22 protein-coding genes are annotated in these 24,563 nt (G+C 50.5%); 10 read left to right on the top strand and 12 right to left on the bottom strand.

Features of this window, described 5'->3' with window-relative positions; translation table 11 throughout:
• Positions 1-76 precede the first annotated feature (76 nt).
• The 9 genes from I8U17_RS02365 (at position 77) to I8U17_RS02325 (ending at position 11,434) form a co-directional block, all read left to right on the top strand.
• The gene (locus tag I8U17_RS02365; RefSeq protein ID WP_198058984.1) at positions 77-1,435 is read left to right on the top strand and encodes an aspartate aminotransferase family protein; all 1,359 of its coding nucleotides are present in this window, start codon (positions 77-79) and stop codon (positions 1,433-1,435) included.
• A gap of 20 nt (positions 1,436-1,455) precedes the next feature.
• Positions 1,456-3,012, top strand: coding sequence for a pyridoxal phosphate-dependent decarboxylase family protein (locus I8U17_RS02360; RefSeq protein WP_052154194.1), 1,557 nt, complete (start codon positions 1,456-1,458; stop codon positions 3,010-3,012).
• Positions 2,967-4,784, top strand: a complete 1,818-nt coding sequence (locus I8U17_RS02355) for an IucA/IucC family protein (RefSeq protein WP_198058983.1) — start codon at positions 2,967-2,969, stop codon at positions 4,782-4,784. The genes I8U17_RS02360 and I8U17_RS02355 overlap by 46 nt, the downstream gene beginning before the upstream one ends.
• Positions 4,762-5,343 carry a GNAT family N-acetyltransferase gene (locus I8U17_RS02350; protein WP_052154193.1) on the top strand — a complete coding sequence of 194 codons (582 nt, stop codon included), beginning with the start codon at positions 4,762-4,764 and terminating at the stop codon, positions 5,341-5,343. Before I8U17_RS02355 ends, I8U17_RS02350 begins: the two co-directional genes overlap by 23 nt.
• Positions 5,327-6,721 carry a lysine N(6)-hydroxylase/L-ornithine N(5)-oxygenase family protein gene (locus I8U17_RS02345; protein ID WP_198058982.1) on the top strand — a complete coding sequence of 465 codons (1,395 nt, stop codon included), beginning with the start codon at positions 5,327-5,329 and terminating at the stop codon, positions 6,719-6,721. Before I8U17_RS02350 ends, I8U17_RS02345 begins: the two co-directional genes overlap by 17 nt.
• Positions 6,722-6,808: 87 nt before the next feature.
• Positions 6,809-8,614, top strand: coding sequence for an IucA/IucC family protein (locus I8U17_RS02340; RefSeq protein WP_198058981.1), 1,806 nt, complete (start codon positions 6,809-6,811; stop codon positions 8,612-8,614).
• A gap of 256 nt (positions 8,615-8,870) precedes the next feature.
• The gene (locus tag I8U17_RS02335; protein ID WP_033101030.1) at positions 8,871-9,530 is read left to right on the top strand and encodes a PrsW family glutamic-type intramembrane protease; all 660 of its coding nucleotides are present in this window, start codon (positions 8,871-8,873) and stop codon (positions 9,528-9,530) included.
• Between the two features lie 604 nt (positions 9,531-10,134).
• Positions 10,135-10,662: a matrixin family metalloprotease gene (locus tag I8U17_RS02330; RefSeq protein ID WP_052154191.1), complete on the top strand. Its 528-nt coding sequence runs from the start codon at positions 10,135-10,137 to the stop codon at positions 10,660-10,662.
• 70 nt (positions 10,663-10,732) lie between these two features.
• Positions 10,733-11,434 carry a hypothetical protein gene (locus I8U17_RS02325; protein WP_033101029.1) on the top strand — a complete coding sequence of 234 codons (702 nt, stop codon included), beginning with the start codon at positions 10,733-10,735 and terminating at the stop codon, positions 11,432-11,434.
• 381 nt (positions 11,435-11,815) lie between these two features.
• Here I8U17_RS02325 and I8U17_RS02320 read toward each other — a convergent pair whose 3' ends face one another.
• Genes I8U17_RS02320 through I8U17_RS02305 form a run of 4 tightly spaced genes read right to left on the bottom strand, consistent with a single transcriptional unit; the run spans position 11,816 to position 14,706 of the window.
• Entirely contained in the window at positions 11,816-12,541 is a 726-nt protein-coding gene (locus I8U17_RS02320) for a hypothetical protein (RefSeq protein ID WP_033101028.1), read from the bottom strand.
• Positions 12,538-13,245, bottom strand: a complete 708-nt coding sequence (locus I8U17_RS02315) for a fluoroquinolone export ABC transporter permease subunit (RefSeq protein ID WP_198055465.1) — start codon at positions 13,243-13,245, stop codon at positions 12,538-12,540. Before I8U17_RS02315 ends, I8U17_RS02320 begins: the two co-directional genes overlap by 4 nt.
• Positions 13,242-14,096: an ABC transporter ATP-binding protein gene (locus I8U17_RS02310; protein WP_033101027.1), complete on the bottom strand. Its 855-nt coding sequence runs from the start codon at positions 14,094-14,096 to the stop codon at positions 13,242-13,244. Before I8U17_RS02310 ends, I8U17_RS02315 begins: the two co-directional genes overlap by 4 nt.
• Positions 14,089-14,706, bottom strand: coding sequence for a TetR/AcrR family transcriptional regulator (locus I8U17_RS02305; protein WP_033101026.1), 618 nt, complete (start codon positions 14,704-14,706; stop codon positions 14,089-14,091). The genes I8U17_RS02310 and I8U17_RS02305 overlap by 8 nt, the downstream gene beginning before the upstream one ends.
• Before the next feature lie 561 nt (positions 14,707-15,267).
• Here I8U17_RS02305 and I8U17_RS02300 point away from each other — a divergent pair.
• Entirely contained in the window at positions 15,268-15,891 is a 624-nt protein-coding gene (locus I8U17_RS02300) for a hypothetical protein (protein ID WP_198058980.1), read from the top strand.
• 51 nt (positions 15,892-15,942) lie between these two features.
• On the opposite strand, the gene I8U17_RS02295 is transcribed toward I8U17_RS02300, so the two are convergent.
• From I8U17_RS02295 to I8U17_RS02265, 8 genes are all read right to left on the bottom strand, one after another.
• Entirely contained in the window at positions 15,943-16,995 is a 1,053-nt protein-coding gene (locus I8U17_RS02295) for a hypothetical protein (protein ID WP_198055467.1), read from the bottom strand.
• 123 nt (positions 16,996-17,118) lie between these two features.
• The gene (locus I8U17_RS02290) at positions 17,119-19,314 is read right to left on the bottom strand and encodes a DNA topoisomerase III (RefSeq protein ID WP_198058979.1); all 2,196 of its coding nucleotides are present in this window, start codon (positions 19,312-19,314) and stop codon (positions 17,119-17,121) included.
• Between the two features lie 451 nt (positions 19,315-19,765).
• Positions 19,766-20,947, bottom strand: coding sequence for a hypothetical protein (locus I8U17_RS02285; protein WP_232330855.1), 1,182 nt, complete (start codon positions 20,945-20,947; stop codon positions 19,766-19,768).
• Entirely contained in the window at positions 20,914-21,279 is a 366-nt protein-coding gene (locus I8U17_RS18245; protein ID WP_232330854.1) for a hypothetical protein, read from the bottom strand. The genes I8U17_RS02285 and I8U17_RS18245 overlap by 34 nt, the downstream gene beginning before the upstream one ends.
• An 8-nt stretch (positions 21,280-21,287) precedes the next feature.
• Positions 21,288-22,286, bottom strand: a complete 999-nt coding sequence (galE, locus tag I8U17_RS02280; protein WP_198055470.1) for a UDP-glucose 4-epimerase GalE — start codon at positions 22,284-22,286, stop codon at positions 21,288-21,290.
• Positions 22,283-23,173 carry a UTP--glucose-1-phosphate uridylyltransferase GalU gene (galU, locus tag I8U17_RS02275; RefSeq protein ID WP_198058978.1) on the bottom strand — a complete coding sequence of 297 codons (891 nt, stop codon included), beginning with the start codon at positions 23,171-23,173 and terminating at the stop codon, positions 22,283-22,285. Before galU ends, galE begins: the two co-directional genes overlap by 4 nt.
• Positions 23,170-23,586 carry a GtrA family protein gene (locus I8U17_RS02270; protein WP_198055472.1) on the bottom strand — a complete coding sequence of 139 codons (417 nt, stop codon included), beginning with the start codon at positions 23,584-23,586 and terminating at the stop codon, positions 23,170-23,172. The genes galU and I8U17_RS02270 overlap by 4 nt, the downstream gene beginning before the upstream one ends.
• Positions 23,573-24,550, bottom strand: a complete 978-nt coding sequence (locus I8U17_RS02265) for a glycosyltransferase family 2 protein (RefSeq protein ID WP_198058977.1) — start codon at positions 24,548-24,550, stop codon at positions 23,573-23,575. Before I8U17_RS02265 ends, I8U17_RS02270 begins: the two co-directional genes overlap by 14 nt.
• Between the last annotated feature and the right edge of the window lie 13 nt (positions 24,551-24,563).

The following is a 24,563-nucleotide window of genomic DNA, read 5'->3' as shown; positions in this document are numbered from 1 at the left end:
TACTTTCATCCGGCTCAATGGTATATTGATCTCAAATAAACGATAATGATTATCATTATCAATTGGAGGGATCATCTTGAATCAGAGTCTGGTCCTGCGCAATGACCACTATCTCGCCAATCAGGAGCGGCGGGAATCAAATGCCCGCTCCTATCCCCGGCGGATTCCGATCGCCATCAAAGAAGCCAATGGCATTTTTGTCAAAGATGTGGAAGGAAAAGTTTATTATGACTGCTTGTCAGGTGCCGGAACCCTGGCATTGGGGCATAATCACCCCGTTGTCATCGAAGCGATCAGGCAAGTGCTCGACAGCCGGCTCCCTTTACATACACTCGATTTGACCACTCCAGTGAAAGACGAGTTCATCGAAGAGTTGTTTGCCAGCCTGCCGAAATCATTCGCTTCGCGCGCAAAAGTCCAGTTTTGCAGCCCATCCGGTGCGGATGCGGTGGAAGCGGCGATCAAGCTGGTTAAAACGGCAACCGGACGGCGAACCCTCTTCTCTTTTCACGGTGCTTTTCACGGCATGACGCACGGTGCGCTCAGCCTGACCGGCAATCTCGCACCAAAACAACCGATCGCCAATCTGATGCCCGATGTCCATTTTCTCCCCTATCCCTATGCCTACCGCTGTCCGTTTAACCTCGGCGGGACACTCGGTGAACAGACGGGCATCCATTACATCAAACGCGTGCTGAACGATCCGGAAAGCGGAATCGCCCCTCCCGCGGGCATGATTATGGAAATCGTGCAGGGCGAAGGCGGCGTCATTCCCGCGCCGGACAATTGGGTGCAAAGCGTTCGCTCAATCACCCGGGAGCACAAAGTTCCGCTTATCGTCGATGAAGTCCAAACCGGATTTGGCCGCACCGGCAAATTATTCGCCTTTGAACATGCCGGCATTATTCCGGATGTGCTCGTTTTGTCCAAATCGATCGGCGGTTCCCTGCCCCTGGCCGTTGTGGTCTACGATCAATCTCTGGATCAATGGTCTCCCGGTGCTCATACGGGAACATTCCGGGGTAACCAAATGGCCATGGCAGCCGGCATCGCCACCATCCGCTTTATCCGCGACAACCGCCTGGAGGTGAATGCCGCACAAATGGGAGAACGGCTGATGTCCCGCCTGAAGTCGATTCAAAACGAGTCGACCTGCATCGGGGATGTGCGCGGCAGAGGCTTGATGATCGGAGTGGAAATTGTCAACACGCAGCGCGAACCCGATTCTCTGGGAAGCTACCCGGCCTATCCCGAACTGGCCCGGCAAATTCAGCGGGAATCCTTCAACAGAGGATTAATCCTGGAGTTGGGCGGCAGACATGGCAGCGTTGTCCGCTTTTTGCCGCCATTGATCATTACCGGGGAACAAGTGGAGCATATCTCCGCCGTTTTTGCCGAAGCCGTGCAAGCGGCCGAGAAGAAAATGGCCGATTGAACAGGAGGAAAAAACAGAGGATGCACGAGAAAGCAAAAACAGATACAGAGCGGTTGTTTCTCAATGGGTCTCGGCAATCGGCGCGGGAATACCGGTTGGCGATCTCCAATGCGGAAAAGATCCTGTTGGAACAGTTTGCCAATGCACGGCAACCCTTCAGCGGGCGCTCAGTCCAAGAGCTTTCCAACCGGATCGGTGACCTGGAGCCCTGCCCGGAACATGGCCGTGATTTGCTTGAAGTTTTGGAGGAAACAGGAGAGGTCATTCTGAAAAATTTGCTCGCGGTCCATCATCCGGCTTGTGCCGCCCATCTTCACTGTCCGCCGCTGATCCCTTCCCTTGCGGCGGAGGCGATCATCAGTGCCGCCAATCAATCGATGGATTCATGGGATCAAAGCGGTGCTGCCACCTTGCTGGAAGAAAAGCTGGTCAAATGGCTGTGCCGGCTGTTCGGCTACACCGGCCAGGCGGACGGAGTTTTTACCAGCGGTGGCACCCAGTCCAATTTGCTGGGTCTGCTGTTGGCAAGGGACTGGTACATCAAGGAGCAGTTCGGCCGGAATGTGCAAAAGGACGGACTGCCCCCGGAAGCGGAGCGGATGCGCATCCTGTGCGCCAAAACGGCCCACTTTACAGTGCAAAAATCAGCTGCCCTGCTGGGATTGGGGGAAAAAGCGGTTGTCAGCATCGAAACGGATGAACACCAGCGCCTGTGCCTCGACGATCTGGACCAAAAACTGGCCAGACTCCGTTTCGTGGGATTGCTCCCGTTTGCCGTGGTCGCTACGGCCGGCTCCACTGATTTCGGCGCAATTGATCCGTTGCCCGCTTTAGCCGACAGAGCAAAGCAATACGGCCTCTGGTTGCATGTCGATGCCGCTTACGGCGGAACAGTGATGCTGAGTGATCAACATCGAAGCAAGCTGGACGGGATTGAACACGCCGACTCCATGTCCGTCGATTTTCACAAACTCTTTTACCAGCCAATCAGTTGCGGAGCCTTTCTTACGAAAAACGGCCGCCATTTTGAACTGATCAAGTCAAATGCGGATTACTTGAATCCGGAGGAAGATGAAGATCAGGGCATCCCGAATCTCGTGGGCAAATCGCTTTCGACGACCAGGCGGTTTGATGCACTCAAACTGTTTATTTCGATGCAGACCATCGGCCGTGCCGCCTTTGCCAGAATGATTAACCATACGATCGAATTGGCGCAGCAAACAGCAAACCTGATCGCCCAAGATCCGAAGCTGGAATGCATCAATCGGGAGCCGGCCCTGAACGCCGTTGTTTTTCGCTACATCGGAAATGAAGCGGAGCAGAGCAGGCAAAACAAACTCAATCGCGAAATTCGCCGTTCCCTGTTATGGGAGGGAAAAGCCGTGATCGCGCAAACGAAGGTGGACGGCATGCACTGTTTAAAGCTGACTTTGCTCAATCCGCGCACCACCCTCGACGATGTCAAGTTCATTTTGGAGGAAGTCAAACGAACCGGCTCGCTGCTGGAACTGAGGAAAGGAGAACGATCGCCATGCCCGACAAAACTGCAGAACAAGCCAGTATCGAAGCATTTTTAAACTGTTATCTGAGGGAGACGGGAAGATATGAGCTGGTAAAAAAGGAGCAAAGCCCCTATCGCTCGCTTTTCGCCGAGTGCCCGTCTGATCAATTGATCATCTGTCCCCTCCCGCATCATGGGTTTAACATCATCGCTCCCGTAAAATATTGGTCGTTGACCGGCCGCCATCTTTTCCACTTCCCGCTCTATTACACAACCGCAAACGGTGCTTCCCACCAACTGGATCTGGTGACGCTGGCAGCAATGGTAACCAAAGAACTGGCCATTTTCCGGAATGCAACCGGCGGTCAGAGTGAGCTTGTTTACCGTGCCTTGCAAAGCTCTGACAACATCAAATCGTTCATCGCTTCCCGCCAGGCGGACGCGCATGAGCTGTATGAACCGCAATTTTCCTTTTTGGATGCAGAGCAGTCATTGATCTTCGGCCATTTGCTGCATCCGACACCGAAAAGCCGGCAGGGCCTCTCCGAACTTGACCAGGCACTCTATTCTCCGGAACAAAAAGGGAAGTTTCCCCTTCATTATTTCCGTGCCCACCGTTCGATCGTCAAAGAGGATTCCGCCCTGCCCCAAACGGCGACACAATTGATCAAGGAAGAGCTGCAAAACGACCCGGAGCTGGACGAAACCTTTAAAAACACCTGCTTGCAAGAGGACGATTACGCGATCTTGCCGCTTCATCCTTTTCAGGCAGAGCATTTGCTCCGCCGCCCGGAGGTGCAAAAATTGCTCCGGCAAGGCCTGATTGAAGATTTGGGAGTCATGGGAAGAGCTTATTCCCCCACCTCGTCACTTCGCACTCTCTATCATCCGCAGGCCCGCTTTATGCTGAAATGCTCACTCCATATCAAAATCACCAACTCCCTGCGGCTGAACCAGCGGAAGGAGCTGGAACGCGGAGTGGAGGTCTCACGCATCTTGCAGAGCAGGATCGGCAAAGAACTGGCGGAACAATTCCCCCGGTTCCAAATAATCCAGGACCCGGCTTATATCACCCTCGCGATCCCGGGCAGCAAAGAGTCCGGTTTTGAAGTATGCCTTCGCGAAAATCCGTTTACCGCCGGTGCGGATGAGAATGTCACGCTGATCGCCGGACTGGTCCAGGATCCAATCAAGGGTGGGAAAACAAGGCTTTTCAACATCATCTCAGAACTGGCCGAAAAAGAAAAACGAACCAATCGGGAAGTCAGCCTCGACTGGTTCCGCCGCTACTTAAATCTTTCACTGCGGCCGTTGATGTGGCTCTATCTCCGTTACGGCATCGCTTTGGAAGCACACCAGCAAAACAGCCTCATCCGGCTTTATCAAGGATATCCGCATCAATTTTTCTACCGGGACAATCAGGGTTACTACTACTGTGAATCCACCTATCCTGCACTCAAGCGGATTTTGCCCGGAATCAGCAAAAAAAGCGAGACGGTGTGCGCCGATGCCGTCGCCGATGAGAGATTTTGTTACTACTTTTTCATCAATCATTTATTCGGGCTGATCAACGTCTTCGGAGCATCCAGTCTGATCGGAGAACAGGAATTGTTAAACGAACTGAAGCATGAATTAAGCCGTTTTCTGCCGTGGAACCGCCGGCCTTCCACCTTGCTTGACAATTTGTTGCACAATGAAAAACTCTCCTGCAAGGCAAATCTGCTCACCCGTTTTTATGAAATGGACGAATTGGCGGGGCCGCTGGAAAGCCAATCAGTTTACGTACAAATCGCTAATCCGCTGTCGAAGGTGGTGGAAAAACGTCATGAGTCTTCAGCCGGAATTTGAACAATATGATTCCTCAATCAACAAAACCATCTCATTTCGCAAGGTCTCTTTTGAACATGACCTGAACATGCTCTTTGTCTGGATGCATCAACCGCATGTGATTCCCTTTTGGAACCTGAATATTCCGTTCACAAAATACAAGGAACATTTGCACAAGTCTTTGCGCGATCCGCACCAAACGCTCAGAATCGGTTATTTGGACGGTGTTCCCATGAGTTACTGGGAAACATACTGGGCCAAAGATGATATTGTCGGCAAACACTATGATGTGCATCCCTGGGATCAGGGAGTGCACCTGCTGATCGGTCCGCCTTCCTTTTTGGGCAAAGGATATGCCTTGCCATTATTAAGAACGATCATATCCCGATTATTCCAATGCGAAAAAACAGAAAAAGTGATAGCCGAACCGGATTTCCGGAATGAAAAGATGATCCACATTTTTCAAAAATGCGGATTTGAAAGGCAAAAAGAGATCGATCTCCCGGATAAACGCGCCTTGCTCATGTATTGTTACCGGGAATCGTTTTTCAGGAGGTGGGAGGATGCCGCGCGTTCATGAACATCCGTTGTTCGATCTGATCGGTGTTGGAATCGGCCCTTTTAACCTGGGGCTGGCGGCCATGATAACCAAAGTGCCCGAAGTGAAGGCCGTCTTTTTTGAGCGAAAGCCTTCCTTCAACTGGCATCCCGGGTTGTTGATCGAAGGAACCACCCTGCAAGTTCCCTTTATGGCCGATTTGGTGACCATGGCTGATCCGACAAGCCCATACAGCTTTCTAAACTACCTGAAAGAGCAGAATCGCTTGTACCAGTTTTACTTTTTGGAGCGGTTCCACATTCCGCGCCGTGAATACAATCACTATTGCCGATGGGTGGCCGGGCAGCTGCCTTCCTGTCGCTTCGGCTCTGAAGTTACCTCGATCGAATGGGTCAAGGCGGAGCCGCATGATCACTTTCGTGTCAAAGTGACGGAAAGCACCAGTCAGCAGTCGGAATACCGGGCGAAAAATCTGGTTTTGGGAGTGGGCAGCGTTCCCCATATCCCGCCTGACCTGCATAATCTGCCCGGGGACGATGTTTTTCATTCCGGCGAATTTTTGAACCGGCTTGATCGTTGCCGACAGGCCTCGTCCATCACGGTGATCGGGTCGGGCCAGAGTGCCGCGGAGATTTTTTACACCCTTTTACAGGAACAGAAAGACCATGGATACCGGCTGGATTGGCTTACCCGGTCGGACGGCTTTTTTCCCATGGAATACTCCAAGCTGGGATTGGAGCATTTTTCGCCCGATTACACGGAATATTTTTATTCGCTGCCGCAGGCGAAACGGGACAGCCGCCTTCGTAAGCAGGATTTGCTGTATAAAGGCATCAGTGCCAAGACGATTGCCGATCTCTATGATTTGCTCTACGAACGGACTGTCGCCGGAGAATCGCCTCCGGTTCGCCTGCTCGCCCAAACGGAAGTGCAGGAAATCACGCCTGTGTCCGGCGGGGGAAAACGCAGATATCAGTTAAGCTGCCTGCACCGGGAACAGGATCAACGGTTTCAGCACGAAAGCGAAGTGGTGATCCTGGCAACGGGCTACACCCGCCAAATCCCCGGATGCCTCTCCGCTCTCCATCCCCTGCTTTGCTGGGATGATCAGGGAAGATATGTGGTAAAAGCGGATTATCGATTGGAGCTGACGGAAAAAACGGATTGTGCCATTTTTGTGCAAAACGGCGAACTGCACACCCACGGAGTCGGCGCTCCGGATCTCGGGCTGGGAGCTCATCGCAATTCCGTGATCATCAATACTTTGACGGGACAAACCGTTTATCCCGTTTTCCGCAAAAACGTGTTCCAACAGTTCGGGCTCCGGTCTCCTGAGCCGGATGCTCCCGTCCTCTCTGACAGAAAAGATTCATCTCTTTTCAGCACGACCCGGGGATGAAGGCTTTGGCAAACTCATGAGGATTGTGAAAGCACCGCCCCTGACAAGAACAAACTTTCACTGGCCAATGCGGAAGGAGTGTCTCGCATGAAAGATCAAACCACAATCGTACCCTCGGTATTCAATCCGAAATCCTGGGAAATCGTCTCACGCAATCTGCTGACCAAGATGATCTCCGAATTTATGTATGAAGAAATCATTTCGCCGGAATTGATTGAGCAGGCGGGAGAGTTCGGCACCTACCGCCTCTCCCTGAAAAACGGGGTGACCTACACCTTTTCCGCAAAAGAACGCCCCTTTGGCAGTTACCGTGTCGATTCCGGCAGCATCATGCGGCATGAAGCGGATGCAATCCATCCGGCAGTGAGTCCGATTCAGTTTCTGCTCGACATACAGGATACGGTCGGCATGTCGCCTGAGACCACCGGACATCTGATTCGCGAATACAATCACACCTTGATGGCAGACGCTCATCTCCTCCATAAAAAACAAGATCAAAAAGCCGACGTGACCACACTCGATTACGCGGAATTGGAAGGAGAAATGGAAGGCCATCCCTGGATTACCTATAACAAAGGACGCATCGGGTTCGGCTATGATGATTACCTTGCCTATGCACCTGAACAAAAGCGGCCCGTCCGGCTTTCCTGGATCGCCGTCCACCGTCAAAAGGCGGAATTTCACGCCGTATCCGGCCTGAGCCATGAGGATTTGCTGAAACAAGAGCTCGGTGAACAATTTGCCCGGTTTCAACGGCAGCTGGCAGAGCAGGGAACCGATCCCCAGGAATACTTCTTCATGCCGGTTCACGACTGGCAGTGGAATCATTATATCGTCCCGTTATTCGGTGAAGAGTTGGCCAACCGCTCGATCATCTTTCTCGGAGAAGGAGAAGACCGGTATCTGCCCCAACAGTCGATCCGCACCTTTGTCAATATCAGCCATAAGCGGCGGCATCATCTCAAATTGCCGATGAGCATTCTGAATACGCTCGTCTACCGTGGTCTTCCGGGAGAACGAACCGTTCTCGCCCCCAAGATCACGGAATACATCAAAGGAATCTGGGAGAAAGACCGGTTTTTAAAAGAGGAATGCCGGATGATCCTGCCCGGGGAAATTGCCAGCTTAAACTATGATCATCCCTATTTTTCCAAACTGACCGGAGCTCCTTATCAATACCTGGAATTACTGGGCGCGATTTGGCGCGAAAGCATCTATTCGTATGTAGAGGAAGATGAAAAACCGGTCACGCTCGCTTCGCTCCTTTATGTGGACGGGAAAGGCAATCCCTACGTTTCCTCCCTCGTGAAGCAGTCGGGATTAACCCTGGAGGAGTGGTTGAATCGCTTATTCTCTGTCCTCCTTCCTCCCCTGCTCCATTATTTGTATCGTTATGGGGTTGTCTTCTCCCCTCACGGGCAAAATACGATTCTCGTGCTGAAAGATTCCGCTCCCCGTCGCCTGGCCGTGAAAGATTTTGTCGATGATGTCAATGTCAGCCGCCATCCGCTCCCGGAATTGTCGGATCTGCCGGCAGACCTTAAAGAGGTATTGCGCAGCGAGCCGCCGGAAGGACTCTGCCAATTTATTTTCACCGGTTTGTTTATCTGCCATTTCCGCTATCTGTCCGATCTGCTCGAAATCCATCATCAGTTCCCGGAAGCAAAATTCTGGGGCATGGTCCGGGACACGATCATCCGCTACCAGAACCGTTTTCCGGACTGGAAAGAGCGGTATGAGCTGTTTGATCTGCTCAAACCCAAGTTCACCAAACTCTGCCTCAATCGCAACCGCATGCTTGATTACGGATATTCGGACGGCGATGACAGGCCGCATGCTTCCGAATACGGCCAGGTCAGCAACGCTCTGGCCATGGAATATTCCTGCGACTGACCAGAAAAAACCGCTTTTCCGCGATTACCGGGAAAGCGGTTTTTTTAATGGTTCAAGTCATCGGATCTTCCCCGGACCCGGAACTCAACGATTTAACCGACTTGATGTTGATCCGCATCATGCAGGAAATGGCAACGGCAAAATCGGGCATACTATCGTTGATTTTGCATGATTTACAAAACCATCACAGATACTGTCAGGTTTAATCCCCCCTTTTACCGTTTCATCCACATCATCCCCGTCAGGAGGTGTTGGCTTGTTCATCCTGTTGTTTAGCGCTGTCATTCCCGCCGTCTTGTTGATGATCTGGATCTACAAGTGGGATCAACTCCATCCGGAGCCGAAACGGCATGTGTTGCGCTTATTTGTAATGGGAGCCCTTGTGCCGCTGCCTGCCGCTTTGATCGAACGGCATCTGCTGATCACCAAAGCGTTAAGCCCCAATCCGCAAAGCCTGGTTGGCATTTTGCTGACGGCGTTCTTCGTGGCGGGTGCGGTGGAAGAACTATTAAAAGCGCTTTTTTTCTATAAAGGAATCTACCGCCATCGTGAATTTGACGAACCGATTGACGGCGTTGTTTATGCTGTGGCCGTCTCGCTCGGGTTTGCCATGGTGGAAAATATACTGTACGTGTCCAGTTACGGCCTGGCCACTGCTTTTTTGCGCTCAGTTACAGCCATTCCCGGGCATATGTTTTTTGGCATCATCATGGGCTATTATTTCTCCCGGGCCAAAATGGGACGGAGCCGGCTCTCCGCTGCCTTTGCCATTCCCGCTTTTTTTCACGGCGTTTACGACAGTTTCGCCATGAGCGACGGGTTCCGGGCGAATGTCGCGCTTCTGGTCTATTTATTGATCCTGCTGTTTTTCAGTTTAAACATCATCTCCCGGCTGAAGCGAATGGTGATCAACTAACCCGGCAATTCAGCAGCTCGGTCCCTGTCCAATACAACCCGGATCCAACACAAAAGCTCCTCGCAAATGAGGAGCTTTCGAGGAGCTTTTGTATCGCAATTTCCAATTTTCAATCTACAGGATAACGGCCAAGCCGGCAAACAAGTGCAAAAGTGCTACGATCATCCTGATGACCTCCCGTTCTATGAGTTAATTCTGAATTTTCCAGTTCCAACTTACAGAATAACAAGCAATCCAGCAACCAAGTGCAAAAATGCTACAATCACTCATGCCACCTCCCGTTCTATATACTGGTATTCAACCCAAATTCGGTAAATTCCTGTTCGTTAACATATTTGTCAATATTTTTTCTTTTTGACAATTTACACTGTTTTCTTCTGAAATTACACGGTTTGCTCTGGAACCCAAAAATTTTTTGCCGGCATTTTTGCAAAAACGTTGGAGAAGAAAATGCCGAAAAACAAGAAAGTTTTTCGTGTCTAGTCGCCGTCCACAAATATCAGAAACACACTCTTCTGAATAAATGATTTTTAATTTTGCATAATTATTGTTATAATTAAATTATTACAAATTATATATCGCATAGAATTTCAGGAGGTAAGAAATGAAAAGAAAAAGATTCTCTCCTGGACTTGTGATGCTGATGTTGACCCTCATCCTTTTTCCGCTGAATGGTTTCGCTTACAGCTATACAGGTTCCGAACAGTGTAACTACTATGTGGAATGGCGCTGGGGGGGAACACTCCTGAACGGCGAGGCGGTCTTCCAAAATGCATTTCAACAAGCTTTGACGGACTGGAACAACAGTCAAAATGCCCGTCGCTATGTCAATGGCGGTTCCGATGCTTCGGGCGCATTGGACACATACAGCGAAAAAGACGGGAAGTACGGAAACTCGATTTGGTATACTAACTTGCTCGGCTGTGTCACTTCCTGGGTATCCAAGATTAACCGATATTATTCGCTCACGCATGAATTTACTCCTGCCCGCAGCACGGCAAACCATGAACTGGGGCACATCCTGGGACTGGCCCATACCAATAATCCCGCCATCATGAACACCAGCCGGAATCGCTATTCCATGTACACCCCGCAAACGGACGATATCAACGGGGTGAATAATCTCTATTAGCTGAAACATAATCCGCAGTAAAAACGTCCGAAGATTAAAGATTATTTTGATCAATCACGGAGGACTTGAAATGAAAAAAAGGATCATTTTGGCGGTTGTTGTGATGATCAGTCTTCTTTCACTTTCCGGCTGTTCGAATTTACCGGCAACAGGGGTTCCCACCATTCACATCGGTGCTGACGACCTGATCGTCGCCAAAGATCTGAAAGATATGACAGAGAAGGCCCCATTCATTGTAGTTGGTCATTATATAAAATACGTAACATCCGTGAATGCGGCGAGGGACGTGCAAAACCCTGCCGAACCGGCCAAAGATGTCTACGATGAAGCCAAGGTATACGAATTCAAAGTGGATCAGGTCTTAAAAGGGACGATCACGAACGAGTCCATCCTGATTCATAAAGTTTACAGCCAGGAGATAAAGGAACTGAAGGATGAGAATGGCCAGCCATTGGATATCCATGTCCCCAATTCCACTTTTCTCAAGCCGGAAACGGGTATAAAATACATTCTTTTTCTGGACAAATACCCCTATATGGAAAACACCTACTCCGGCTCATTTGCCAACTATGAAATCAAGTTCAACGATCAGGATCAAGCTGTGTTGAAACAGCCGGAAGCGTTCAGTCCCCAGATGGTGAAAGCAAACGGAAAAGAGATTAACATCCAGATGGAAGGGGAAACGAACTTCCCCGATGATGTCAGCGGCAAAAGCTTTAAGGAATTGACGGACACGATCAGGGAAAATGCCCGGTCATCATCAACCTCTTGATCGGCGTCATTCCCGTCATGATCCCCGCCATGCACAAATCAGGAATATACCCCGGGGCGGATGCCGGAAACCATCAGGTTTAATCATCGCCACACGACACCTTCAGAAAAAGGGTTGAGCAAAGCTGTTGATTAGTGAAGAACGAATGTAAATCTGCCGACACAGTAACTGCTCAGGCATTATTTTCGCCCCTGGTTATGAAGCACCGCTGTTCCCCGGGATCATTAAAACTGCCCCCGACAAAAGGGCAGCTTTTTTCTTTATAGTCAAATCATCTATCACCTTTGGAGAAACAAACCATCGACCATTTGAAGGATTTTATTCTGCTATCTATTCTCAAATCGGAGAACTACTTAAGTCGCCTCACAGTTTCCGGCCAATCTATTCCACTCGACGAATGAACATCCGATAAGCCACCCACATCCACAAACCATGGATCACGAATCCCATCCCGTGCGCAACAAAAAAATGCTGTCCCGCAGGCAATCCCGATAAAAAAGCTGCAGAGGCCCAGTAAGTGGGGAGCCACCACGCAGCCCATTGCCACTGCGGCGGGAGAAAACACACGGCGACGGGCCCAAAAAAGGAAAGCCCCATCAACTTGGAAATGGCCAACCCCTCCACTTTGTTTTGCGCCCAGGCGCCCAGGAACAATGTGGCGAGCGGCGCTTCCAATGACAACATCAAGAGGGAGGGAAGCAAACGTGCGGAATCGAATTGGACAAGGTTTGCGAGCAGAATGAAGGCCCCCGTGAAGAAAAAACCAAGTAAAACGGGTAAAACCAATCGATACACCAGATATCCCCTCTTCGTCATTGGAGTGACCGCCAACACCAACAACATGCCCTCATCGCGGTCATCCAGCAACAGGAAACCGGCCAGCATTCCGATCGTCATCGGAGTGACGAGTGCGAGAAAACTCATAATGAAATCCAAATGGGGCCGGATGGAGAAATGGAATACGTGCTGAACACCCCATTCCATCCAAGGAAGGACGACCCAAACGAAGATCAAGAGAAAAAGAGGGGAGGCGAACGACATCAGCAAAACCCAATCATGTCGCAACCGCCGCACATCCCCGAGAATAAGATACAGCCATCGGGTCATGCCCGCACCCCTCCCCATTCTTTTGTGAATGCTTGAAATAGCGAGCGTTTCGCCCCATAGAATGAAACTGCACACCACGCGATGAGCAGAAGAAAATCACGCAGCGGAAAAGAAACGAAAGGCTTGGACAGGGCCCATTCCAGGAGGCTGAAAGCGGCGCTTCCCGGCCAGATATCGGCCCACAACCCGCCCGCCAATCCCCAATATCCCAGCAGAGGGAGAGCGATCGGGAGCAAAAAAACTTGTGAACCTACAAGAAAAGCGTTGATTGTCTGTACATGCACAACCAGTATCATGCCCCAGCAGGTGAAACAGATGGAACTGAAGAAAATGCCAATGACCATGAGAAGGCTTTTTCCGCTGAAGCCGTGAACCCCCATCGCAATGGTCATACTGGACAAGCTGGAGAGAAACGCCAGTGAAACCAATTTCGCGCTTAAATATTCTGACAAGCGGAGCGGCGTCACCCACAACGGCTGCAAAATCTTTTGCACTTTTTCCAACAGCACAATTCCTCCGACGAAATAAAACCCCAAAAAAGAAGGATCGCTATACAAAATAGTGATGGTCAAATCTTCTTGGTATTTTTCCGGAACGAAGCGCAGGAAAAGGATATACAGCGTGCTGATGATGGCATAAACGGCATAGAAACCATGGCGCCACTGGAAGCGAACGTCTTGGATCAAGGCCTTTGACCACCTCATGCCAACTTCCTCCCCGTGACGGCGATAAAAATTCGTTCAAGCGTAGTTTCTTGGGTGTGGATGGTCTCCAAACCGTCATGGGACAGCAGGCGGAGAAAGGCGTCATTTTGGGCAAGACCCGACAGCGGAAACTCCCGCGCCAGCAATCGATCCCCGTCTCGGTATTCGACGCGCACCATTTTGCGCCCGTACTTCAGTTTCATCACCCGCGGCGCATCAATTAACGCGATCTTCCCGTCCACAATTAAGGCTACTCGGTCGCACAGTTCTTCAGCGATGGCCATATGGTGGGTGGTGAGGAGAATGGTTTTCCCCTCTGCTTTCTTCTCCAATATCAACTTTTTTACCGCTTCCGTGCTGACCGGATCCAAGCCGGATGTCGGCTCATCCAGGAATACCAATTCCGGATCATGCAGAAAAGCGCGGCAGACATTGAGCCGTGTTTTCATCCCTTTGGAAAAGCTGGATACGCGTTGATGGACAGCGTCCGATAAGCCCACTTGTTTCAGCAAATCCACCGGGGAAAGCGTTTTATTTCGATAGAGGGAAGAAAAAAAACGCAAGTTTTCGAGTGCGGTGAATTTGTGGTAGAAATAGGGCGTCTCAAACGCCACTCCGATCTTTTCAAGGTATTCCGCACCCGTTTCGCGCAGCTCTTGCCCTTCCACTTTTACACTGCCAGCATAATCTTTCAGAATGCCGATCATCACCTTTTGCAAAGTGCTTTTGCCCACCCCGGAAGGGCCGAGGAAGCCGAAGATTTCCCCGCGGGAAACGGTGAACGACACATCGCGGAGTGCCGTTTTTTCCGTGCCTGGGTAGCGGTAAGTGAGCCCCTTTACTTCAATCACGATGCGCCTCCCCTTTCTCTGCACCGGTGGTCAGATATAAGGCGATGCTTTCCGCCAGTTTTTCCATCGTCTCGGAAAATACGTCCTTCCCGATTTCCCGCTGGTGGATGGGAAGAAGGAAAAACGCGCGAATCATCCCCGCGATCAATTCCGGCTTTTCCGGGCGGATGATTCCTTCCCGTGCCCACGCATCCACCAGCGGCGTCAAATCGTACAGATCCCGTTTGTTGTGATTTTCCAACAATTCAAGGGGGAATTTTGGCATATATTCCTTTTCCATGTAGAGCCGGCGAACAATCTTGTTTTCATAAACTAGTTTCAATCCTTCCAAAAGCAGGTTTTTCACTCGTTCAAAACCACTTGACTCCTCTTTCAACGCTGTTTCCAAGAGCCTGGTTTTGATCTTCTCCTCTTCTCGCTCAAGGATGGCGAAGTATAATGCCTCTTTGGAAGGGAAGAAAAGATAAAAAGCCCCCTGTGAAATCCCCACCGCCCGGGCGATTTCCCGGATTCCCGTTTTTTTCAGGCCATAGGTCCCGAAGAGCTCACACCCCACTTCGAACAGTTTTTGTCTGATTTGTTCTTTTTCCGCTTCACTGAATCCGCGCATGGTCATTCCTCTCTTATGGTTTATCCCCTTTTTATGAACATATGAACAAAATTATTATTTGTTCATGATTTAACTGCATTATATCGCTTGGTGACCAGGAAGGCAAGAAGATTAAGTTAAAAAGGCTGCCGGATCATTGGACAGAATTGAGAGACCGATGCATGACAGAAGGGGGATCAGGATCGCTCCACTTGTCACAAATTGGACCATAAACTACAGGAACACCGGTTACACTTGTCCAGAAAAGGTCCGGTTATTTTTCCAAAATATTAAAGAAGGATCACAAACCTCCCTGATGTTACTGCTTTATTGCGTTTGGACTCACATCACTCATCCTTGAAACAACCAGGATTTTTTAATAGAAATGAATAAAGAAAAGCAGGAGAACTTGATTGTTTGATTAACAAATGTGAAAAGGAGTCTTAATATCGAAGCCTAAATTTCCTCATTCACTTATGCCAAATTGTTGACAAAACAAAAGGGGCTGTTTGAAAAAAGGGTTTTCCTCCTTGCAAAAAGCGATTTCGAAATTTGTAAATAAGTTATGGGAGGATCTAAAAAATGACACACATGAACAGCGATCCACCTGAAAAAGAGGATCTGACGAATTTAAAAGCGATTCTGGTCTTCCTCCTGGCGCTCGGGGTCGGAGCCGGTTTATACGCCTGGCCGAAGCTCACTTACGCCCCGAAAAACCACATTTGGATTTACGAACCCGATGTGATTCCGATCATATTCATCGGCTTGACCATTGTACTTACATTTGTCGGCTCCCTGCTGAAGGCGCGTAAATTTTGTATCGGTTGCCTTGTCGTCATCCTGTTGCTTGTGTTTTACTACCACTCTACATTTGCCGATGGTCCGTATCTGAAGGAGGATCAAATCGTATTGGAAGGAAAAGCCTATCGATGGAATGACATCAAGTATGCCGTTCTGGACACATCCTTGGACAAGGGACATCCCCATGTCTATTTTGATCTTCACTTTCATGACGGGGAAGTGTGCACAGTGGGCATGAGAAGTGTATTAGCCACGGATGTAAACGGACTGAACCGGGTTTATCATCAACTGCTGAAATACAGGATCCCGATTCAAAAAGAACCTTTGGATGAAGACAAGATTAAACATATCAAGTTTGATTTGTCGGACAGGGAAGAAAAGATCATCTTCTCCATGTATCAATGAAGAAGGGGGACAAAAAAAGAGGAAGCCTTGAACTCCCTCTTTCTTCCAAACTTATTTGCTGTTTTTCTCCGACACCAAAGCTGCGATTTTATCAAAGGTTTTGGATTCATTGGAGCTGGACACCATCTGAATCCCCATCTCCTGAATTCGTTTGTATGCTTCATCCAGCTTCGCCTGCAATGTGGCGATCGTTTCGTTGGCCATTTGCAATTGATTTTTGAGGTTGTCCCGTTCCTTTTCCAGAATCCGTTTGTCCGCTTCCACTTCTTTTTTGAACGCCGCTTCGCGAATGGCCAAGACTTTCTTCATTTCCGCATCTGCCTTTTCCTTGGCCTCTTTTTTCACTTGGGCGATTTTGTCTGGGATGGAGGCTACTTCAGCTTCCAGCTCCTCCATTTTTTCTTCCCGTTTTTGAATTTTTTCTTCGCGCTCGTCGAGCGATTTCTTATATGTATCCAACTCTTTTTTCCTTTTTTCCAATTCCGCTTCAAACGTTTTCCGCTTGCTGGCCAATTCGTCTTCCAGTTGGTCGTGCGCTTGTTTTTTATGTCTGGCGAACTCGTATTTAAACTCTTCTTCTTCCCTTTTTTTCAATTGCGCCAGTTTCTCTTTTTGTTCCTTGAGGAGCGATTCATGCTCTTTGCGAGCTGTTTCGATTTGTTTGAGGATCTCGGCCAGTTCGGAGGAAGCTTTTTCTTTCTCTTCGGCCAACTCTTTTTCTTGCGACAACTTCAGTTCCTGATGGGCGTTGACCAGTGCAGCCAGGGTATGGGCCTGTTTTTCAATCCCGTACAGTTCCTTCAATTCAGCTTCTTTCATGGAAATGGCTTCTTTTACCGTTTTCAGGTTTTGCGTCTGCTCGAGAATGTCCTCGCTGATTTTACTCAGCAATCGGGTGACCGATTTGGACAAGTCCATAATTTTGACGTCGATGTTCTCTTCCATGAGATTGTCCGCTTTTTTGATGGTTTCTGCCGTTTTTTTCGCCTGAGTTTCACTTTCAGGGTCCAGTTTCCCTTTTTCCAGTTCAGCGATTCTTTTTTCCGCTTCCCGAAGTGCTGCCAAAATGGTTGCCTTGGTGCTTCTCTCTGTTATTTTGGCCATCTTCGCTCTCCTTTTTGTGAATTCTTGTTGTCAAAATTATGATACCATACGAACAGACGTTTGTAAATCTTTTTGTCTTAAAAAATGCCTTCCCAAGCGATCACTTGAGAAGGCATAAATTCTTCACTCATTCTGCTGAAACCATTTGGCCAATGCTTCTTTCAACGCGGGATTTCCCTCATCCTGCTGCCGTTCCTGCTGTTTCAGATACCTGGAAATCTCTTTTCGCGAAACCATGCTCTTTTTTTCCTTGCTTTTGCGTTCCTGGAAGGAAGCGTATTTTTCGCGGTAGCCGCAAGCACACACAAAAATCCGCCCATCCCCTTCTCCGCGCAGCTCCAGCTTTTTCCGGCATTCCGGACAGCGCGCATTGGTCACGCGGGCAATTCCTTTGCGGTAACCGCAAGCGCGATCCTGGCAAACGAGCATTCTCCCTTTTTTGCTGCTGACTTCCAACAGCCGTTTGCCGCAATCAGGGCAGCGGCTGGTTGTGAGGTTATCGTGTTTAAAGTTTTTTTCGCTCTCTTTGATCTCCCGGACAACCGCCTGCGCATATTCTCTCATTTCGGCAAGGAAGGATTCCTTGTTTAATTTCCCTTTGGCAATGGCGCCCAGTTTCTGCTCCCATTCGGCGGTCAAAGCGGGCGACTTCAGCTCCTCAGGAACCAGGTCGAGCAGCTGTTTTCCCTTGGATGTGATGGCAATATGCTTGCCTTTCTTCTCGATCAGGAAACTGTCAAACAGCTTCTCAATAATGTCCGCGCGGGTAGCCACCGTTCCCAGCCCGCCCGTTTCCCCCAGCGTCCTGAGCAAATCTTTCCGCTGATTTCCCATATATTTTCCGGGATTCTCCATAGCGGCGATCAAGCTTCCTTCCGTGAACGGTTCCGGCGGTTTGGTCTCTCCCCGGGTCAATTTGACAGACCGGATCGCCAGGCGATCTCCTTCCTTGATTTCGGGCAGAATCTGCTCCGGCATCCCTTCGGTTTGCTCCTCCTCCTGCCACTGGTCACCGTAAACTTGTTTCCATCCCTGCGCCCGGATCACTTTTCCGCGGGCAATGAAGGTCTCGCCGCCGATATTTGTCTGAACGGTGGTCTGCTCATACTCAAAGGGTGGAAACATCACGGCAAGGAAACGTTTGACGACGAGGTCGTAAATCTTTTTCTCCTTGGCGCTCAGTTTGTCCAAAAAGACCGGTTCTTCGGTCGGAATAATCGCATGATGGTCGGAAACCTTGCTGTTATCCACGAAGCGTTTGTTTGGCTTCAGCGATCGGGAAGCCTGGTGGGCCAGCTTGCGGTACGGGCCGACCCCGCAAGCCTCCAGCCGGTCCTTCAGAGTGTCGACGATATCGGTGGAAAGATAACGGGAATCGGTTCGCGGATAAGTCAACACCTTATGATTTTCATACAACCCTTGCAGGACGGACAGTGTTTCTTTCGCGGAAAAACCGAAGCGCTGGTTTGCCTCCCGCTGTAATTCCGTCAAATCATAGAGCGGGGGTGCATAGCTTTTTTTCTTCGCCTTTTTCACTTCGGTGACGATCGCTTCTTGCCCCGTTAACCGGGAAAGTAGACGCTCGCATTTCTCTTTGGCAAAACTTCGCCAGTCTTTGGTTTTGCCGTCCTGCCAGACCAACTTCAGGCCATTGGCCGTGACCGCCTCCAACCCGTAGAAGGCTCTCGGCTGAAAATTCCGGATCTCCTCTTCCCTTGCAGCAATCATCGCCAGGGTGGGCGTTTGCACCCGGCCGCAGGAAAGGCTGGCATTATGTTTGCACGTCAAAGCCCGCGACGCGTTGATGCCCACCATCCAGTCGGCTTCCGCCCGCGCCACGGCTGAGGCATACAAGTTTTCGTACTGTTTGCCGTCTCGCAGCTGCCGAAATCCTTCCTTGATCGCTTTGTCCGTCACCGAGGAAATCCAGAGGCGCTTCACCGGCTTCTTGATCCTGGCTTTTTCGATGATCCATCGGGCCACCAGCTCCCCTTCGCGTCCGGCGTCGGTGGCGATGACGATCCGCTTCACATCCGGTCGTGACATCAAATTTTTCACCTGCTGGAACTGCCGGGCCGTCTTTTTGATCACCACCAGCTTCATACGGTCCGGGAGAAGAGGCAGGTCTTCCAACCGCCAGGTCTTGTATTTCTCTCCATAGGCTTCCGGGTCTGCCAACGTGACCAGATGGCCGAACGCCCACGTCACCACATATTGATCCCCTTCCATATAGCCATTTCCCTGTTTGTGACAACCCAGCACTTTCGCTATATCTCTGCCCACGGAGGGCTTTTCTGCCAATACCACTGTTTTGCTCATCGTAACATCCTCTCACCCAACATCCGCAGTACATACTTCTATCTTAACCCTATTTCCCCGCAGATCAAGGGCGAGGATGATCTCAGGCACCATCCCCCTGCCTGTGAGGAGACTACAGGACGATTGAATGCAGGAGGAAAAGTCCGGTGCCGCGGAATCACACAAAGTTGTCCAAAGCTCAAAACTTGTTTCACTCAGCATGAAGCAAATAGTATGCACCACCCGAAAATCAAGGGAGAGAGAAAGCATGGCAAAAGGATGTGAAGATGGCTGGCAGTCTGTCCGGAGTATGCAAATAACGGTGAAGAAGCGATGTATTTAAACGCCGAATCGCTTCCTTAAAATAGCGTTTTCGGCGTTTTTTGCTGAGGATTTTATTTCAAGTGCCTCAAAGCGGTGTCCGATTCGATCTCAGACGAAGGCCGCAATGGATCAGAGAAAATGAAGATCCTCATTTTGTGCGCAAAGCATCCTCTTTCTTGTTCGTTCCCGCTGCCAGATCCCAGCCTGCCTTCGCCAGGAAAATGAAGAGAACAACATTTAGAAGCGAGGTGAGAAACATGGGAACATTATAAGGGACTCCTCCGCGGGTCATGCCGTACAAAACGGTGGCGGTGTTGATAAAACTGGTGGCACTCAATCCGACGGACAGCCAAAGCAACCTTTTGTCCTTAAGAAAGATAAATGCCAGCAAGGACAGGGCCACTGCGGGGAACAGATACCTTTCATGCATACTGACGGAAAAGGTGAAGACACCGGCAATCTGAATCAGCGCCGCCAGGAAAGCATGCTTGGCGCTGCGTCCTCTGTAATAGAGAAACCCGGTGAAAAGGGTAATGAGGACAATGAAAATCATCCCCCAGGTATAGTAACTGAAAAACAACATCACGGTTGTATCCGGCTTGTAATTGGCCCCGATCAGACTGAAGAAGTTATAAGCATTGACTGAGGCATACGGATATTCCCCGATGGTCCCGGCGAACAGTTTGACAATCCAAAGCGGACTTTGCCGGAAGGAAAAGGGCAGGATGATGACCAGAGCCGTGGCCAATGCAGTAAATGCGGCAATGAAAAAACGCTTGACACTCTTCAGCCGCACCAGCTCAAATAACAGAACAGGCAAAAAGATGATCCCTTGCGGTTTCATCAGGACGGCTGCGGCAAAAAGCGCTGCCGAGCCGTACACCCTTTTCTCCGTCAGCAACCATACCGCCACGACTACAACCCATGTGAAGAAGGAATCGACCTGCCCCCAAAAAGTGGAGTTGATGAATACTGCCGGACTAAAAAGATAAAACGCCGACAGCAGAAGGCCGGTCTCCACCGAAAGATGCTTGGCGGCCAGCCGGTAAAGGAGAGCAGCGGTGAGCAAATCGGCCGCGATGGACGGCAGCTTGATCAACAGGGTAAAATAGGAACCCAACGCCGGAAGCGAGACTGCCTTGCCAACCAGATACAAAATGTAAATGTACAAGGGTGGGTAATCGCTGGAACCATGAAGATAAAATCCACTGAAGTTTTCGGCTGCGGCCAAGGCCCAACTTTTGAAGAGATTGAGATCAAACGATTGCCCCCCGACCCATGGAGCGAGAGCCACCCTCAAGCACAAGCCGGCTCCCAACAAGCTCCACAAAAAGGCCTTCTGCTGCTGAGGCGCAATCTTTCCCTTTTTGCGGAAAACACGATCGCAAGATTCGCCCCGCGAAAGTTGCCAAAAAAATGTTTTCCGTCCGGTGATGGATTGCCACCGTTTCTCCACATCGGATGACTGGCGGGAATCTTTTGGCCCGGGTGCGCCTGATGCATCCGGTGGCCTGAATGTTTGTGCCAGCCCGCGTGGCCAGCCGGAGGCAGATCATTGGACTGAGAGGCATCGCCACGGGCTTTCCATACGGAGAAGGCACATAACAAAATCGATGCGGCCAGGATCAGGAACAAGCCGATTCGCAACTTATGACGAAACACCGCGATTTTCATCCCCTTTTTTCAAAGCCAAATGGATGGGTTTGATGCCATTTCCACGCACTCATTATGATCGTCTGCAAATCGCTGTATTGAGGTTTCCAGCCCAAGTGCTCCCGTAAGGCCTTGCTGTCGGCCACAAGCATAGGCGGATCTCCTTCCCGGCGGGGAGCGATCGTGCTGCGGATCGCCTTTCCGGTAACGCGTCCGGCCATGTCGATGATCTCACGGACGGAATAGCCCGACCCGGTTCCCACGTTATAGCAATTTTGCGGGAGATGGCCTTCACCAAGCGCCTGAAGAGCCAAAATGTGAGCTACCGCCAGATCGAGAACATGGATGTAGTCGCGGATGCAGGTTCCGTCAGGAGTCGGATAATCATCACCGTAGATGGCGACCGACTCACGTTGTCCAAGTGCGGTTTGAAGGACAAGGGGGATCAGATGGCTCTCCGGCTGATGATCTTCCCCGATCGCCCCGTCGAGCGCAGCACCGGCCGCATTGAAATAACGCAGGGCGACCCATTTTACGCCTCGGTTCGCCCCAGCCCATTGCAAATATTTTTCCGTTTTCAACTTGGATTGCCCATAGGGATTGACAGGCCGCAAAGAGTCATCTTCCCTGATCGGGGCGGAGTGAGCCGATCCGTAAACCGCTGCCGTCGAGGAGAAAACAATGTTCCGGACTCCTTCGCGGATGACCGTTTCGAAAAAGGAACAGGATTTCATCGTATTTTCCCTGAAATACAGGTCCGGCTTTTTGACCGATTCAGAGACAAGACTTTTGGCGGCAAAATGGATCACGGCATCGATCCGATGCTTTTGCACAATCTCTTTTACTAACGATTCATCAGCAATATCCCCTTCATAAAAATAAGGGGTTTGCACCGCCTCACGGTGTCCGGTGGACAAGTTGTCCAGCACGACCACATGGATCCGGCGCTTTTTCAATTCCCGAACAGTGTGGCTGCCGATGTAACCGGCTCCCCCTGTCACCAAAACGGATTTCATCGTAACACCTCTCCCTCCATTTCCCTTTTCAAGACGTCCTCCAGATAGGAGAGAAACGGCTCTCTCATTTCCTTCCGCCGCAAACCGATCTCAATGCCGGCTTTCAGGTAACCCAATTTGTCTCCGATATCATAGCGGCTTCCCTTCAGTTCCCGGGCGAGGATCGGCTTCTTTTTGCAGATTACCCGCAGGGCATCGGTCAACTGGATTTCATTTCCGGCCCCCCTGCCGACCGTCCGCAAGATCGGGAAGATGGCGGGCTTCAAGATATAACGTCCCATAATCGCCATGCGGGAAGGCGCTTCATGAAGGGAAGGTTTTTCGACCAAATCGCGAACCTCATAGACGCTTCCCCTTTGTTTGCGGGCATCGATAATGCCATATTTATGCACTTCTGACGACGGCACCGATTGCACCCCGACCACTTCGGTTTCCGCTTCGGCAAACAAATCGATCAGCTGCTTTAGGGCCGGCTTTTCCGAGACCATCATGTCATCCCCCAGGAGAACCGCAAACGGCTCATCCCCGATAAACTGCTCAGCGCACAAGATGGCATGCCCCAGCCCCAACGGCACCTTTTGCCGGATATAATGAATGGCCGCCATGTTAGAAATCTGCTTCAGCTCCTGCAGGAGATCCGTTTTCCCTTTGTCCCGGAGGGTCTGTTCCAGCTCCACGGAACGGTCAAAATGATCCTCAATCGACCGCTTGTTTCTCCCTGTGACGATGATGATGCTTTCAATCCCCGATTGGACTGCTTCTTCGACGATATATTGAATGGCGGGTTTATCGACAATCGGCAGCATTTCCTTTGGCTGGGCTTTCGTCGCCGGAAGAAATCGCGTACCCAGTCCCGCCGCCGGGATGACTGCTTTCCTTACCCTCATGAAACTTCACTCCCCTTGGTTTTGGTTCCTGAAAACACCCAGAGGCGGCTTCCGATAAAGTTGACCGCCATTCCGCCCCCGGTGGCTGCCAGTTTGGCAATCCAAAGCGAAAGATGATTGACATCGCGCAAGAGGTAAAGCAGGCCGGATGACACCAGCAGTGAAAAAACGTTTACCAAAAGAAACTTCATCAACTCCGGGGTGTTCGCCTTGCGCCTGATGCGAAACGTCCATTTCCGGTTCAAGATAAAACTGTTGGCAATCCCGGCCGTATAGGAGAATGCCTGAGCGGGAAGGAACGGCATCCCGCCCAGTGTCAGCAGGCAGAAGACGCCGAAATCGACGGCCGTATTGGCCACCCCGACAGCGCAGAAGCGAATGAGCAAAACAGCCTCCTGCTTATGGGCGAACACCCTGCTTCACCTCTTGCTGCTCTCTCTGTTCCACATTCGGCCTGTTGCGGAGGATATAGAGGGGACGGTTCTTTGTTTCATCATAGATTCTGCCGACATACTCGCCGAGAATCCCCAAAATGATCAGAATCACCCCGTTGAGGAGCAGCACACAGGCGATCAGCGACGTCCACCCGGCAACCGTGCTCGTCGTGAACAATCTTTCCCCGAGCGAGACCAACAGATAGAGAAAGCTGGCGAAGGAAATGAAAAAACCGAGATATGTAGCCAGTTTCAGCGGTTTATAAGAGAAGGAGGTGATCCCGTCCATCGAGAACCGCAACATTTTCTTCAACGGGTATTTCGTTTCCCCGGCAAACCGCTCATCCCGCACGTACTCAATCGCTGTCTGCCGGAAACCCACCCAGCTGACCAGACCACGGACAAAGCGGTTCTTCTCGCGGATGCCCTTCATGGCCTCTGCCACTTTCCTGTCGATCAGGCGGAAGTCGCCCGTATCGAGCGGAATGTTTACCTCGGTCAACGCGCGGAGCGTCCGGTAAAAAAGAGCCGCCGTCCACTTTTTGAACAGCGTCTCCCCTTTGCGTTTTGAGCGCTTGGCATAGACGACTTCATACCCTTCCTTCCATTTCTCGATCATTTGCGGAATCAGTTCGGGCGGATCTTGCAAATCGGCATCAATAATCACGATCGCATCGCCGAGGGCATGATCCATCCCTGCCGTGATTGCGATCTGATGGCCGAAGTTGCGCGAGAAATCCAACAGCTTGACATGAGGATCAGCCTCTTTTAATTCCGTGATGATTTCCTCTGTGCGATCCTGGCTCCCATCGTTGACAAACAGCAATTCATACGGTTCGGCTAGCGATTCCATCACCTGCGTGAGCCGGCGGTGCGTTTCATGGATAACGGCTTCTTCATTGTAGACCGGAATGATGATGGAATAGCGAATCGCTTCATTCATGTTCGGCCCTCCT

The organism is Thermoactinomyces sp. CICC 10521 (genome assembly GCF_016055135.1).
Classification (GTDB): Bacteria; Bacillota; Bacilli; order Thermoactinomycetales; family Thermoactinomycetaceae; genus Thermoactinomyces_A; species Thermoactinomyces_A daqus.
This window is presented reverse-complemented; position numbering and strand designations above follow the sequence as displayed.